Origin of the sequence: Pseudomonas sp. TWP3-2 (assembly GCF_049897765.1) — a bacterium.
In the GTDB taxonomy this organism is placed as follows: domain Bacteria; phylum Pseudomonadota; class Gammaproteobacteria; order Pseudomonadales; family Pseudomonadaceae; genus Aquipseudomonas.
In genome coordinates this window covers 35884-49049 of record NZ_JAFCWW010000008.1, presented here as the reverse complement: position 1 = coordinate 49049, position 13166 = coordinate 35884, and the positions used below count along the sequence as shown (strand labels likewise).

At 58.9% G+C, this 13166-nt stretch carries 14 protein-coding genes; 10 read left to right on the top strand and 4 right to left on the bottom strand.

Features of this window, described 5'->3' with window-relative positions:
- Positions 1 to 6 precede the first annotated feature (6 nt).
- The gene (locus ACP7EE_RS13985; RefSeq protein WP_420648451.1) at positions 7 to 624 is read left to right on the top strand and encodes an FKBP-type peptidyl-prolyl cis-trans isomerase; all 618 of its coding nucleotides are present in this window, start codon (positions 7 to 9) and stop codon (positions 622 to 624) included.
- A 49-nt stretch (positions 625 to 673) separates the two neighbouring features.
- On the opposite strand, the gene ACP7EE_RS13980 is transcribed toward ACP7EE_RS13985, so the two are convergent.
- From ACP7EE_RS13980 to ACP7EE_RS13970, 3 genes are all read right to left on the bottom strand, one after another.
- The gene (locus tag ACP7EE_RS13980; RefSeq protein WP_420648450.1) at positions 674 to 931 is read right to left on the bottom strand and encodes a hypothetical protein; all 258 of its coding nucleotides are present in this window, start codon (positions 929 to 931) and stop codon (positions 674 to 676) included.
- A 205-nt stretch (positions 932 to 1136) separates the two neighbouring features.
- Positions 1137 to 1478: a zinc ribbon domain-containing protein YjdM gene (locus tag ACP7EE_RS13975; RefSeq protein WP_426234936.1), complete on the bottom strand. Its 342-nt coding sequence runs from the start codon at positions 1476 to 1478 to the stop codon at positions 1137 to 1139.
- A 122-nt stretch (positions 1479 to 1600) separates the two neighbouring features.
- On the bottom strand, positions 1601 to 2569 hold the full coding sequence (locus ACP7EE_RS13970; RefSeq protein ID WP_426204561.1) for a polyprenyl synthetase family protein: 969 nt from the start codon (positions 2567 to 2569) through the stop codon (positions 1601 to 1603).
- Between the two features lie 239 nt (positions 2570 to 2808).
- On the opposite strand from ACP7EE_RS13970, the gene rplU reads away from it, so the two are divergent.
- The 5 genes from rplU to ACP7EE_RS13945 all read left to right on the top strand — a co-directional run bounded on the left by rplU (position 2809) and on the right by ACP7EE_RS13945 (position 6562).
- Complete coding sequence (rplU, locus tag ACP7EE_RS13965) at positions 2809 to 3123, top strand: 50S ribosomal protein L21 (RefSeq protein ID WP_003176051.1); 315 nt, start codon at positions 2809 to 2811, stop codon at positions 3121 to 3123.
- Positions 3124 to 3156: 33 nt separating this feature from the next.
- Positions 3157 to 3414, top strand: a complete 258-nt coding sequence (rpmA, locus tag ACP7EE_RS13960) for a 50S ribosomal protein L27 (RefSeq protein ID WP_003176049.1) — start codon at positions 3157 to 3159, stop codon at positions 3412 to 3414.
- Positions 3415 to 3607: 193 nt separating this feature from the next.
- Positions 3608 to 4831, top strand: a complete 1224-nt coding sequence (gene cgtA / locus ACP7EE_RS13955; protein WP_420648447.1) for an Obg family GTPase CgtA — start codon at positions 3608 to 3610, stop codon at positions 4829 to 4831.
- Between the two features lie 137 nt (positions 4832 to 4968).
- Positions 4969 to 6087 (top strand): glutamate 5-kinase, encoded by a 1119-nt coding sequence (gene proB, locus ACP7EE_RS13950; RefSeq protein ID WP_420648621.1) that lies wholly within the window; start codon positions 4969 to 4971, stop codon positions 6085 to 6087.
- A 10-nt stretch (positions 6088 to 6097) separates the two neighbouring features.
- A complete protein-coding gene (locus tag ACP7EE_RS13945) occupies positions 6098 to 6562 on the top strand; it encodes a CreA family protein (RefSeq protein ID WP_426234935.1) in 465 nt (154 codons plus the stop codon).
- Positions 6563 to 6675: 113 nt separating this feature from the next.
- On the opposite strand, the gene rpsT is transcribed toward ACP7EE_RS13945, so the two are convergent.
- Positions 6676 to 6954 carry a 30S ribosomal protein S20 gene (gene rpsT, locus ACP7EE_RS13940; protein ID WP_003185593.1) on the bottom strand — a complete coding sequence of 93 codons (279 nt, stop codon included), beginning with the start codon at positions 6952 to 6954 and terminating at the stop codon, positions 6676 to 6678.
- Positions 6955 to 7206: 252 nt separating this feature from the next.
- On the opposite strand from rpsT, the gene murJ reads away from it, so the two are divergent.
- The 4 genes from murJ to lspA all read left to right on the top strand — a co-directional run bounded on the left by murJ (position 7207) and on the right by lspA (position 13163).
- Positions 7207 to 8745 carry a murein biosynthesis integral membrane protein MurJ gene (murJ, locus tag ACP7EE_RS13935; protein WP_426204556.1) on the top strand — a complete coding sequence of 513 codons (1539 nt, stop codon included), beginning with the start codon at positions 7207 to 7209 and terminating at the stop codon, positions 8743 to 8745.
- Between the two features lie 129 nt (positions 8746 to 8874).
- On the top strand, positions 8875 to 9813 hold the full coding sequence (gene ribF, locus ACP7EE_RS13930) for a bifunctional riboflavin kinase/FAD synthetase (protein ID WP_420648444.1): 939 nt from the start codon (positions 8875 to 8877) through the stop codon (positions 9811 to 9813).
- 13 nt (positions 9814 to 9826) lie between these two features.
- The gene (gene ileS / locus ACP7EE_RS13925; RefSeq protein WP_426234934.1) at positions 9827 to 12658 is read left to right on the top strand and encodes an isoleucine--tRNA ligase; all 2832 of its coding nucleotides are present in this window, start codon (positions 9827 to 9829) and stop codon (positions 12656 to 12658) included.
- A complete protein-coding gene (gene lspA, locus ACP7EE_RS13920) occupies positions 12651 to 13163 on the top strand; it encodes a signal peptidase II (protein ID WP_426234933.1) in 513 nt (170 codons plus the stop codon). Before ileS ends, lspA begins: the two co-directional genes overlap by 8 nt.
- Positions 13164 to 13166: the final 3 nt, after the last annotated feature.

The window sequence follows — 13166 nt, the reverse complement described above, 5'->3', positions numbered from 1 at the left end:
AGTGTCATGTCCGAAGTAAATCTGTCCACCGACGAAACCCGCGTCAGCTACGGCATTGGCCGTCAGTTGGGTGACCAGCTGCGCGACAACCCGCCACCGGGTGTGAGCCTGGACGCAATTCTGGCTGGCCTGACCGATGCTTTCGCCGGTAAGGAAAGCCGTGTCGGTCAGGAAGAAATGTCCGCCAGCTTCAAGGTTATCCGCGAAATCATGCAAGCCGAAGCCGCTGCCAAAGCTGAAGCGGCTGCTGGTGAAGGCTTGGCATTCCTGGCTGAAAACGCCAAGAAAGACGGCATCACCACTCTGGCTTCCGGCCTGCAATTCGAAGTGCTGACTCAAGGCGAAGGCGCCAAGCCGACCCGTGAAGATCAAGTGCGCACTCACTACCACGGCACCCTGATCGACGGCACTGTGTTTGACAGCTCCTACGATCGTGGTCAGCCTGCAGAATTCCCGGTTGGCGGCGTGATCGCTGGCTGGACCGAAGCGCTGCAACTGATGAATGCCGGCAGCAAATGGCGTCTGTATGTGCCGAGCGAACTGGCTTACGGCGCTCAAGGCGTTGGCAGCATCCCGCCGCACAGCGTTCTGGTATTCGACGTCGAGCTGCTCGACGTTCTGTAATCCGGTTACCCTGCACAAGCATTGCTTGTGCAGGGTTTCTCAGCCTTTCTCATACTTCGATCTTGTGCTGCAGTTCACTGGTCGGGCGCAATGCCCGGGCGTAGCAGAACAGGAACAGATTGCGTACCAGCTCCTTGAGCACCATCGGTTCGCTGGAACTCAGGCCACTGACATCCAGATCGCCCTGATCCTGCAATTCATGCAGGGCTTCTTCTTCAAGCACCGCACAGACTTCCCCGGTTTCCCGATGGAGGATCCTGAGGTAAGGGTGTGGGCGATCCAGCCAGGCGTCGATCAAATAAGTCATGGTTGTTCTCCTTGAAAGGTTTCAATGAGAATAATTCTTATTCATCAAATAGCAAGCGCCTATTGGCGGATTGTGATTTTTCGTGGGTAAAGATTGCGTAAGGTCAAAAAGGCTGGCGTTTGGCTATTGCGAGGGTTTGCGAGGGCAAAGCGGAGAGGGTGATGCACCCTCCCACGCCGGGCGCGGAGGAGGGCTGACAGCAGAATCAGACTTTTCTGACAAACTCGGATTTGAGCTTCATCGGGCCGATGCCGTCGATCTTGCAGTCGATGTCGTGGTCGCCATCGCACAGGCGGATGTTCTTGACCTTGGTGCCGACCTTGACCACCAGCGAAGTGCCCTTGACCTTCAGATCCTTGATCACGGTGATGGTGTCGCCGTCCTGCAGGACGTTGCCGACCGAATCTTTCTTCACGGCATCATCGGACGCCACTTCGGCTTCGCCGCCGGCAGCCCACTCGTGGGCACACTCAGGGCAGATCAGTTGGGCACCGTCTTCGTAGGTGTATTCGGAATTGCATTTCGGGCAGGGTGGCAACGTGCTCACTAAGGCTCCTTGGTAGGGATCGCTAAAAGTCGCACATTGTATAGGGTTTTAACTGAATGGGCAGTCAACAAAAAACCGCAGGCTCCAATGGAGGCTGCGGTTTCGTGGTACTGCAGTGCTGATCAGTGCGTACGGGCAACCGCAAATTCACTCAGCTCAACCAACGCATCGCGATACTCACTGGCCGGCAGCGCATCGAGGCACTTGATCGCACGGGCCACGTAATCGCGTGCCAACTGTGCGGTGTACTCCAGCGAGCCCGAGGCTTCCACGGCAATGCGGATGCTTTCGAGGTCTTCGATCCCGCCTTTCTGGATCGCCTGGCGCACCAGAGCGGCCTGCTCAGGCGTGCCTTCGCGCATGGTGTAGATCAGCGGCAGCGTCGGCTTGCCTTCGGCCAGATCGTCACCGACGTTCTTGCCCAGGGTTGCCGCGTCGCCCTTGTAGTCGAGCAAATCGTCGACCAGCTGGAACGCCACGCCAAGGTGATCACCGAAGGTGCGCAGGGCTTCTCTCTGCTCGGCGCTGGCACCGGCGAGTGCGGCGGCGCTGTGGGTCGAAGCCTCGAACAGCATCGCAGTCTTGCCGCGGATGACTTCCATATAGGTTTCTTCGGTGGTGCTGGCATCGCGCACCTTGGACAACTGCAGCACTTCGCCTTCGGCGATGATGCGCGTGGCCTGGGACAGGATCTTCATCACCTGCATCGAACCGAGTTCGACCATCATTTCGAACGAGCGCGAATACAGGAAGTCGCCGACCAGCACACTCGGGGCGTTGCCCCACATGGCGTTGGCGGTCGAGCGGCCACGGCGCATGCCGGACATGTCGACCACGTCGTCATGCAGCAGGGTTGCGGTGTGCAGGAATTCGATGGTGGCGGCCAGCAGGCGCATGTCATCGCCTTCACGGCCCAGGGCCTTGCCGCACAACAGAACCAGCAACGGACGCAGGCGTTTTCCGCCGGCCGAAGTGATGTAATCGCCGATTTTCGATACCAGCGGCACGCGGGAAGTCAGCTGCTTCTTGATGATGCCGTCGACGGCGCTAAAATCGTCCGCCACCGCGCGGTAGAAAGCTTGGGGTTGCATCAGCGACAGTTGCTCCAGAAGGGTTGCGCGGCATGCTAGGACCCACATCGGCAGGTGTCAAGGCGCGATGGATGGCCTCTTGCGTGACTCCCGAAGCTTGCGTACAATCGCGCACCCTGAACTTCCTGGGCAGCACCTGCCTTACGCAATTGCAATCGGGCCTCCAGCCCAATGCAGCCATGCCAGCCAATACCTCTTCTTATAAAGAGCTGGGTGAGCAGGATTATCGGAGAAATACCATGTCGTACGCAGTAATTGTTACTGGTGGCAAGCAATACAAGGTCGCCCCAGGTGAATACCTGAAGATCGAAAAACTGGAAATCGCTACCGGCGAATCCGTTACTTTTGATCGCGTTCTGTTGGTCGCCAATGGCGATGACGTGAACATCGGCGCTCCAGTTGTTGCTGGCGCTACCGTTGTGGCTGAAGTGATCTCCCAAGGTCGTCACGATAAAGTCCGCATCATCAAGTTCCGTCGTCGTAAGCACCACATGAAGCGTATGGGCCACCGCCAGTGGTACACCGAGATCAAAATCACCGGTATTCAGGCTTAATTTCAGCCTAATCCTCACTAGGAGAATTGACTCATGGCACACAAAAAAGCTGGTGGTAGTACCCGTAACGGTCGCGACTCAGAAGCCAAACGCCTTGGCGTGAAGATGTATGGCGGCCAGAAGATTATTCCGGGCAACATCATCGTGCGTCAGCGCGGCACCCAATTCCACGCCGGTTACGGTGTTGGCATGGGTAAAGATCACACCCTCTTCGCGAAAATCGAAGGCGTGATCAAGTTTGAAGTAAAGGGCGCGTTCAACCGCCGTTACGTGAGCGTTGTCGCCGCTTAATTGCGCGATCGCTGGAAAAGCCCTGTCTCGCGACGGGGCTTTTTCGTTTGTGGGGTGAGTCTCTTGCAAAACTGTTTGTATGGGCTGTCGGCGTACGATGTAGGTCGTGGATTGGGGTCGCTGCGCTCATTTTTGCAAGAGTCTTATGTCTTGATTGTTTTTCGGCTCGTCCGTATGGCGAGAGGCGTTGGTTATGAAGTTTGTAGATGAAGTATCGATTCGCGTAAAAGCTGGCGACGGTGGCAATGGTGCCATGAGTTTCCGCCGGGAAAAATTCATTGAAAACGGTGGCCCGAACGGCGGTGACGGCGGTGACGGCGGTTCCATCTATATGATGGCCGACGAAAACCTCAACACCCTGGTCGACTACCGTTACACCCGGCACTTCGATGCCGAGCGTGGCTCCAACGGCGGCAGCACCGACTGCACCGGCAAGAAAGGTGAAGATCTGGTGCTGCGCGTGCCGGTCGGCACAACCATCATTGACTCGGCTACCCAGGAAGTTATCGGCGACCTGACCAAAGCGGGTCAGAAGTTGATGGTGGTGCAGGGCGGCTGGCACGGTCTGGGCAACACCCGTTTCAAATCCAGTACCAACCGCGCGCCGCGTCAGACCACTCCGGGTAAACCGGGTGAGCAACGCGACCTGAAACTGGAAATGAAAGTACTGGCCGACGTAGGTCTGCTGGGCTTGCCGAACGCCGGTAAAAGTACCTTTATCCGTTCGGTCTCGGCTGCCAAGCCGAAAGTTGCTGACTACCCGTTCACCACGTTGGTGCCAAACCTCGGTGTGGTCAGCGTCGATCGCTGGAAAAGCTTCGTCGTCGCGGATATTCCGGGGCTGATCGAAGGTGCTTCCGACGGTGCCGGCCTGGGCATTCGCTTCCTCAAGCACTTGGCGCGTACGCGTCTGCTGCTGCACCTCGTGGATATGGCGCCGCTGGATGACGCCAGCGCCCCGGACGCTGCTGAAGTGATCGTCAACGAGCTGATCAAATTCAGCCCGTCGCTGGCCGAGCGTGATCGCTGGCTGGTGCTGAACAAGTGCGACCAGATTCTTGAAGAAGAGCACGATGCTCGCGTCAAGGAAATCGTTGATCGCCTTGAATGGACGGGGCCGGTGTACGTGATCTCGGCTATTTCCAAGCTCGGTACCGAGCGTCTGTGCCGCGACATCATGCGCTACATGGAAGATCGTGCCGATCGTCTGGCTGCAGATCCTGCTTATAAGGAAGAGTTGGCTGATCTCGATCAGCGCATCGAAGACGAAGCCCGTGCGCAATTGCAGGCGCTGGATGACAAGCGTGCCCTGCGTCGCAGCGGCGTGAAGTCGGTCCACGACATCGGCGACGATGACTGGGATGAAGAAGATGTGGATGATGAAGACGGTCCGGAAATCATTTACGTGCGTGACTGATCTGTTGCGATAAACTTGAACGCCGCTCAATCGAGCGGCGTTTTAGTATCTGGAAATCGATCGTTGGTCGCCAATAGCCACGATTAACGTCACGGGCAGCGCCGGGTCGCGCTGTCCTCAAGCTAAGGTTGAAGATGATGCGGAGCAAGGTGACAGGTGCGCAGCGTTGGGTCGTGAAGATCGGCAGCGCTTTGCTGACAGCGGATGGCAAAGGGCTGGATCGTGCGGCAATGGGTGTTTGGGTCGAGCAGATGGTGGCCCTGCATGAAGCCGGCGTCGAGTTGGTGCTGGTGTCCTCCGGGGCAGTGGCGGCCGGCATGAGCCGCTTGGGCTGGAGCACTCGACCCAGCGCGATGCACGAGCTTCAGGCCGCTGCGGCAATCGGCCAGATGGGCCTGGTGCAGGCCTGGGAATCGAGCTTCGGCGAGCATGGTCTGCACACTGCGCAGATTCTCCTGACCCACGACGACTTGTCCGACCGCAAGCGCTACCTGAACGCTCGCAGCACCTTGCGTGCGCTGGTCGAGCTGAAGGTCATCCCGGTCATCAACGAAAACGACACCGTGGTTACTGATGAAATCCGTTTCGGCGATAACGACACGCTGGCGGCGCTGGTGGCGAATCTGGTCGAAGCTGATCTGCTGGTGATCCTTACGGATCGCGACGGCATGTTCGATGCTGATCCGCGCAACAACCCTGATGCGCAGCTTATTTACGAAGCGCGCGCCGATGATCCGTCGCTGGATGCAGTGGCGGGCGGCACGGGTGGTGCATTGGGTCGCGGCGGCATGCAGACCAAACTGCGTGCGGCGCGTCTGGCGGCACGTTCTGGTGCGCATACGATCATTGTCGGTGGGCGTCTTGAGCGCGTGCTTGATCGTCTGAAGGCTGGCGAGCGCATCGGCACGCTGCTGTCGCCCGAGCGCGGCATGCTCGCGGCGCGCAAGCAGTGGCTGGCCGGGCATTTGCAAACCCGTGGCACGCTGGTGCTGGATGATGGTGCGGTTTCGGCGCTGTCTCAAGGCAACAAAAGCCTGCTGCCGGTTGGCGTCAAACTTGTGCAGGGCAGCTTCCGTCGCGGCGAGATGGTCGTGTGCGTGGCGCCGGATGGTCGCGAGATCGCCCGCGGCCTGGCCAACTACAGTGCGCTCGAGGCGCAAAAAATCATTGGTCAGTCGTCAGATGCAATTGTCGGCTTGCTGGGCTACATGGCTGAGCCGGAACTGGTTCACCGTGACAACCTGATTCTGGTTTAAGGAAAATTCGATGCGCGTAGTAAAAGGATTGTTGGGTCTGTTGGTGGTGCTGCCATTGCTGGCCTCGGCCGAGGAAATCGGTCAGGTGTCGACAGTGTTCAAGTTGGTCGGGCCGAATGACCGGATCGTTGTCGAAGCGTTTGATGATCCGAAGGTCGAGGGTGTGACGTGCTACCTGTCGCGCGCCAAGACTGGCGGCGTGAAGGGTGGTCTGGGTCTGGCCGAAGATCGTGCCGAGGCTTCCATCGCTTGCCGTCAGGTCGGGCCAATCAGCTTCAAGGGTGAGTTGAAGGACGGAGACGAGGTGTTCAAGGAGCGCACGTCGCTGGTGTTCAAGACCATGCAGGTGGTGCGTTTCCTCGACAAGAAGCGCAATACCCTGGTGTATCTGGTCTACAGCGACCGCGTGATCGAAGGCAGCCCGCAGAATGCGGTGACCGCGATCCCGATTTTGCCGTGGGTTCCAGTCAAGTAATTCGCAATTAAAAACGGAGGAGCCAGGTGCTCCTCTTTTTTTTGCTGTGTTTTTACTGAATCGCAGGCAATAAAAAACCGACCCGGAGGTCGGTTTTTTAACGAACGCTTCGCTTAGGCAGCGGCGGCAACGTTCAGGGCCTTTACGTGGCCATTCAAACGGCTCTTATGGCGAGCAGCCTTGTTCTTGTGGATGATGCCTTTATCGGCCATACGGTCGATAACTGGCACAGCCAGAACGTATGCAGCTTGAGCTTTTTCAGCGTCTTTTGCGTCGATGGCTTTAACTACATTCTTGATGTAGGTGCGAACCATGGAACGCAGGCTGGCGTTGTGGCTGCGACGCTTCTCAGCCTGTTTTGCACGTTTTTTGGCGGAAGGTGTGTTGGCCACCGTCGAGCTCCTCGAAAGACTTTTTAGGAAATAGCAAACAAAATAGGCCGCGAATCATGCCGATGAGTTGAAGTCTTGTCAAGGGCGCTTGAAACGTTCCGCTAAGTGGTAGGTGTACTGCGACGGGATATTTCTTTCCGGCGTGTGACCTGTAAACTCGCGAGCTTTGGCTCTGTGCTGTTGCGGCGCGGAGTATCGCACAAGTAGGCGCATTGTTCGCCTGCTGTTTATCGACAGGCACTAATTCCCTCAATGAACCTGCTCAAATCGTTGGCCGCCGTCAGCTCTATCACCATGCTTTCCCGGATTCTCGGGTTCGTTCGTGACACGCTCATCGCACGCACGTTCGGTGCCGGGATGGCGACCGACGCCTTCTTTATCGCCTTCAAACTGCCCAATCTGCTGCGGCGAATTTTCGCCGAGGGCGCATTTTCCCAAGCCTTCGTGCCGATTCTGGCGGAATACAAAAGTCAGCAGGGGGAAGAGGCGACTCGCACGTTCGTTGCTTATGTGACGGGCCTGCTGACCCTTGTTCTGGCGCTGGTGACTGCGCTGGGCATGATCGCTGCGCCCTGGGTGATCTGGGCCACCGCGCCGGGTTTTGCCGATACACCGGAAAAATTCCAGCTGACCTCCGATCTGCTACGGGTGACCTTCCCCTATATATTGCTCATTTCCCTGTCCTCGCTGGCCGGGGCGATTCTCAACACCTGGAACCGATTCTCGGTGCCGGCCTTCGTGCCGACCTTGCTTAACGTGAGCATGATCGTGTTTTCGCTGTTCCTCACGCCGTACTTCGATCCGCCGGTCATGGCCCTCGGTTGGGCAGTATTGGTCGGTGGTCTGGCGCAGCTGCTCTATCAACTGCCGCACCTGAAAAAGATCGGCATGCTGGTGCTGCCACGCCTGAACCTGCGCGATACCGGCGTCTGGCGCGTGATGAAGCAGATGCTGCCGGCGATCCTCGGCGTTTCGGTCAGCCAGATTTCGCTGATCATCAACACCATTTTCGCCTCGTTTCTGGTGGCCGGTTCGGTGTCGTGGATGTATTACGCCGACCGCTTGATGGAGTTGCCGTCCGGCGTGCTCGGCGTGGCGCTCGGCACGATTCTGCTGCCGACACTGGCCAAGACTTACGCCAGCAAGGATCGCCACGAGTATTCGCGGATTCTCGACTGGGGCCTGCGCCTGTGTTTCATCCTGGTGCTGCCGTGTGCGCTGGCACTGGGAATTCTGGCCGAGCCGCTGACGGTTTCGCTGTTCCAGTACGGCCAGTTCAGTGCGTTCGATGCGTCGATGACGCAACGGGCGTTGATTGCCTATTCTGTTGGCCTGCTGGGCATTATCGTGATCAAAGTGCTGGCGCCGGGCTTTTATGCGCAACAGAACATCCGTACACCGGTAAAAATCGCAATCTTCACCCTGATCGTCACCCAGCTGTTCAACCTGGTGTTGATCGGCCCGCTGGCGCACGCCGGTCTGGCGTTGGCGATCAGTGCCGGCGCCTGCCTCAACGCCGGGCTGCTGTTCTATCAACTGCGCAAGCAGCAGATGTATCAGCCGCAACCGGGTTGGGCGAAGTTTGGCTTCAAGCTGCTGGTGGCGGTTGCGGTGATGTCAGTGGTGTTGCTGGTCGGCATGCATTTCATGCCGGCCTGGGAGCAGGGCGGCATGCTTGAGCGCTTCTTGCGTCTGGGCGCTCTCGTGGCGGCTGGCGTGGTGAGCTATTTCGGTATGTTGCTGTTGATGGGCTTTCGTCTGCGCGACTTCAATCGCAAGGCGCTGAGCTAGGGTTTCGGCCCGCTTCGGGACGCTCGGGCCGGCAGTTTTGTCGGCTCGATCACTTTGGGTTACGGTGTTGCCTGTCGTCTGCCGCCGGGTGTGGTTATAATCGGCCACTTTATGAGCAAGAAGCGCGTTATGCAGCTGGTTCGAGGCCTCCACAACTTGCGCCCCCAGCATCGGGGCTGCGTCGCCACTATTGGCAACTTTGACGGTGTTCACCGTGGTCACCAGGCAATCCTGGCCCGACTGCGTGAGCGTGCGCTCGAGTTGGGCGTACCCAGCTGCGTGGTGATTTTCGAGCCGCAGCCACGGGAATTCTTTGCTCCGGACACCGCGCCTGCGCGTCTGGCCCGATTGCGCGACAAGCTGCAGTTGCTCGCCGCTGAAGGCGTTGACCGGGTGTTGTGCCTGGCCTTCAACCAGCGTTTGAGCAAGCTCAGCGCCAGTGAATTCGTCGACACGATTCTGGTGGACGGCCTCGGCGTGCAACATCTTGAGGTCGGTGACGACTTCCGCTTCGGTTGCGACCGCCTCGGCGATTTCGATTTCCTGTTGCAGGCTGGGCAGGTTCGGGGCTTTACCGTCGAAGCGGCGCAAACCGTCGAGCTGGATGGCATTCGTGTCAGCAGCACCCAGGTGCGCAATGCGTTGGCCGCCGCCGATTTTGCGCTGGCTGAAAGCCTGCTCGGCCGCCCGTACCGCATCGCCGGTCGCGTGCTGCACGGGCAGAAGCTCGCTCGGCAACTGGGCACGCCCACTGCCAATGTTCAACTGAAACGTCGTCGCGTGCCGTTCACCGGGGTTTACCTGGTCGACGTCGACATCGACGGCAAGACCTGGCCCGGCGTCGCCAATATCGGCGTACGGCCCACGGTGCAAGGTGATGGCAAGGCCCACCTTGAAGTGCATCTTTTAGATTTTGCCGGCGATCTGTATGACCGGCGTTTGACGGTGGTTTTCCACCAAAAGCTGCGTGAAGAGCAGCGTTTCGCCTCCCTGGAGGCGCTGAAAACGGCGATCAACGCGGATGTCGCCGCCGCCCGTGCACTAGCCGCACCTAGCGCCCACCGCTAATGAAGAGCCTTAAATGACCGACTATAAAGCCACGTTAAACCTTCCGGACACCGCCTTCCCAATGAAGGCCGGCCTGCCACAGCGCGAACCGCAGATCCTGCAGCGCTGGGACAGTATTGGCCTGTACGGAAAGTTGCGCGAGATTGGCAAGGATCGTCCGAAGTTCGTCCTGCACGACGGCCCTCCGTACGCCAACGGCACGATCCACATCGGTCACGCTCTGAACAAGATTCTCAAGGACATGATCATCCGCTCGAAAACCCTTTCGGGTTTCGACGCGCCGTACGTTCCAGGTTGGGACTGCCACGGCCTGCCGATCGAGCACAAGGTTGAAGTGACTCACGGCAAGAACCTGGGCGCGGACAAGACCCGTGAACTGTGCCGTGCCTACGCCACCGAGCAGATCGAAGGGCAGAAGTCCGAATTCATCCGTCTCGGCGTGATCGGCGACTTCGCCAACCCGTACAAAACCATGAATTTTACCAACGAGGCCGGTGAAATCCGCGCCCTAGCCGAAATCGTCAAGGGCGGTTTCGTGTTCAAAGGTCTGAAGCCTGTGAACTGGTGCTTCGATTGCGGCTCGGCGCTGGCCGAAGCCGAAGTCGAATACGAAAACAAGAAGTCGTCGACCATCGACGTGGCGTTCCCGATTGCCGACGAGGCCAAACTGGCCAGCGCATTCGGTCTGCCAGCGCTGAGCAAACCGGCTTCGATCGTGATCTGGACCACCACTCCGTGGACCATCCCGGCCAACCAGGCGCTGAACGTTCACCCGGAATTCAACTACGCATTGGTTGATGTCGGCGACAAGCTGCTGGTGCTGGCTGAAGAGCTGGTCGAATCCTGCCTCGTTCGTTATAGCCTGGAAGGTTCGGTCATCGCGACCACCACCGGTAAAGCGCTGGAGCTGATCAACTTCCGTCATCCGTTCTACGACCGTCTGTCGCCGGTGTACCTGGCTGACTACGTGGAACTGGGCGCCGGCACTGGCGTGGTTCACTCCGCTCCGGCCTATGGCGTGGACGACTTCGTGACCTGCAAGAAATACGGCATGGTCAACGACGACATCCTCAATCCAGTGCAGAGCAACGGCGTTTATGTACCGACGCTGGAGTTCTTCGGCGGCCAGTTCATCTGGAAAGCCAACCCGGCCATCGTCGACAAACTGACCGAAGTCGGTGCGCTGTTGCACACCACCGTCATCGAACACAGCTACATGCACTGCTGGCGCCACAAGACTCCGCTGATCTACCGCGCCACCGCGCAGTGGTTCATCGGCATGGACAAAGAGCCAGTCAGCGGCGACACCCTCCGTATCCGCTCGCTCAAAGCCATCGAAGAAACCAAGTTCGTTCCGGCCTGGGGCCAGGCGCGTCTGCACTCGATGATCGCCAACCGTCCGGACTGGTGCATCTCGCGTCAGCGCAACTGGGGCGTGCCGATCCCGTTCTTCCTGAACAAGGAAAGCGGCGAGCTGCACCCACGTACCGTCGAGCTGATGGAAGAAGTGGCCAAGCGCGTTGAAGTCGAAGGCATCGAAGCCTGGTTCAAGATGGACGCCGCCGAACTGCTGGGCGATGAAGCGCCGCTGTACGACAAGATCAGCGACACCCTCGACGTCTGGTTCGACTCGGGTACCACGCACTGGCACGTGCTGCGCGGTTCGCATCCGATGGGCCACGAAACCGGTCCACGCGCCGACCTGTACCTGGAAGGTTCGGACCAACATCGTGGCTGGTTCCACTCGTCCTTGCTGACCGGTTGCGCCATCGACAACCACGCGCCGTACCGCGAACTGTTGACCCACGGCTTCACCGTCGATGAGTCCGGCCGCAAGATGTCCAAATCCCTGGGCAACGTGATCGCGCCGCAGAAAGTCAACGACACCCTCGGCGCCGACATCATGCGTCTGTGGGTTGCATCGACTGACTACTCCGGCGAAATCGCGGTGTCCGAGCAGATCCTGGCTCGCAGTGCCGATGCCTACCGGCGGATCCGTAACACCGCGCGCTTCATGCTTTCCAACCTGACCGGTTTCAATCCGGCCACCGACATCCTGCCGGCCGAAGAAATGCTCGCGCTGGATCGTTGGGCGGTGGATCGCACCTTGCTGCTGCAACGCGAACTGCAAGAGAACTACGGCGAGTACCGTTTCTGGAACGTCTACTCGAAGATCCACAACTTCTGCGTGCAGGAGCTGGGTGGTTTCTACCTCGACATCATCAAGGACCGTCAGTACACCACTGGCGCCAACAGCAAGGCCCGCCGTTCGGCGCAAACCGCGCTGTATCACATCTCCGAAGCGCTGGTGCGCTGGATCGCGCCGATCCTCGCTTTCACCGCCGACGAACTGTGGGAATACCTGCCGGGCGAGCGCAACGAATCGGTGATGCTCAACACCTGGTACGAAGGTCTGACCGAACTGCCGGCCAACTTCGAACTGGGCCGCGATTACTGGGAGCGGATCATGGCCGTCAAGGTCGCGGTCAACAAGGAAATGGAAATCCAGCGCGCGGCCAAAGCCGTCGGTGGCAACCTGCAAGCCGAAGTGACGCTGTTTGCCGAAGAGGCGCTGAGCGCCGACCTGGCCAAGCTGAGCAACGAATTGCGCTTCGTGTTGATCACCTCCACCGCCAGCGTTGCACCATTCGTGCAGGCGCCGGCCGATTCCGTGGTCACCGAAGTCAGCGGCTTGAAGCTGCAGATCGTCAAATCGGCCTTCCCGAAGTGCGCCCGTTGCTGGCACTGCCGTGAAGACGTCGGCGTGAACCCGGAGCACCCGGAAATCTGCGGTCGCTGCGTAGACAACATCAGCGGCGCGGGCGAGGTTCGTCACTATGCCTAATGCCATTGGCCGTTTCGGACGGTTGAGCTGGCTCTGGTTGAGTTTGCTGGTACTGGTCATCGACCAGGCCAGCAAGTTCTACTTCGAAAACAAGCTCGAAATGTTCCAGCAGATCGTGATCATTCCCGATTACTTCAGCTGGACCCTGGCCTACAACACCGGCGCTGCGTTCAGCTTCCTGGCTGACAGCTCCGGCTGGCAGCGCTGGCTGTTCGCCCTGATCGCCATTGTGGTCAGTGCGGTGCTGGTGGTCTGGCTCAAGCGTCTGGGCCGAAACGAAACCTGGCTGGCCGTCGCTTTGGCGCTGGTGCTGGGCGGTGCGCTGGGCAATCTGTATGACCGGATTGCCTTGGGCCATGTGATCGATTTCATTCTGGTGCACTGGCAGAACCGCTGGTACTTCCCGGCCTTCAACATCGCCGACAGCGCAATCAGCGTAGGCGCAGTGATGCTGGCACTGGACATGTTCAAAAGTAAAAAAACCGGAGAAGCCGCTCATGACTGATCA

Coding starts and splice junctions, on each gene's coding strand:
- ACP7EE_RS13970 (WP_426204561.1), bottom strand. CDS start 2,569: ATGCAACCCCAAGCTTTCTACCGCGCGGTGGCGGACGATTTTAGCGCC.
- ACP7EE_RS13945 (WP_426234935.1), top strand. CDS start 6,098: ATGCGCGTAGTAAAAGGATTGTTGGGTCTGTTGGTGGTGCTGCCATTG.
- proB (WP_420648621.1), top strand. CDS start 4,969: ATGCGGAGCAAGGTGACAGGTGCGCAGCGTTGGGTCGTGAAGATCGGC.
- lspA (WP_426234933.1), top strand. CDS start 12,651: ATGCCTAATGCCATTGGCCGTTTCGGACGGTTGAGCTGGCTCTGGTTG.
- murJ (WP_426204556.1), top strand. CDS start 7,207: ATGAACCTGCTCAAATCGTTGGCCGCCGTCAGCTCTATCACCATGCTT.
- ACP7EE_RS13980 (WP_420648450.1), bottom strand. CDS start 931: ATGACTTATTTGATCGACGCCTGGCTGGATCGCCCACACCCTTACCTC.
- ACP7EE_RS13985 (WP_420648451.1), top strand. CDS start 7: ATGTCCGAAGTAAATCTGTCCACCGACGAAACCCGCGTCAGCTACGGC.
- rpmA (WP_003176049.1), top strand. CDS start 3,157: ATGGCACACAAAAAAGCTGGTGGTAGTACCCGTAACGGTCGCGACTCA.
- ribF (WP_420648444.1), top strand. CDS start 8,875: ATGCAGCTGGTTCGAGGCCTCCACAACTTGCGCCCCCAGCATCGGGGC.
- cgtA (WP_420648447.1), top strand. CDS start 3,608: ATGAAGTTTGTAGATGAAGTATCGATTCGCGTAAAAGCTGGCGACGGT.
- ileS (WP_426234934.1), top strand. CDS start 9,827: ATGACCGACTATAAAGCCACGTTAAACCTTCCGGACACCGCCTTCCCA.
- rplU (WP_003176051.1), top strand. CDS start 2,809: ATGTCGTACGCAGTAATTGTTACTGGTGGCAAGCAATACAAGGTCGCC.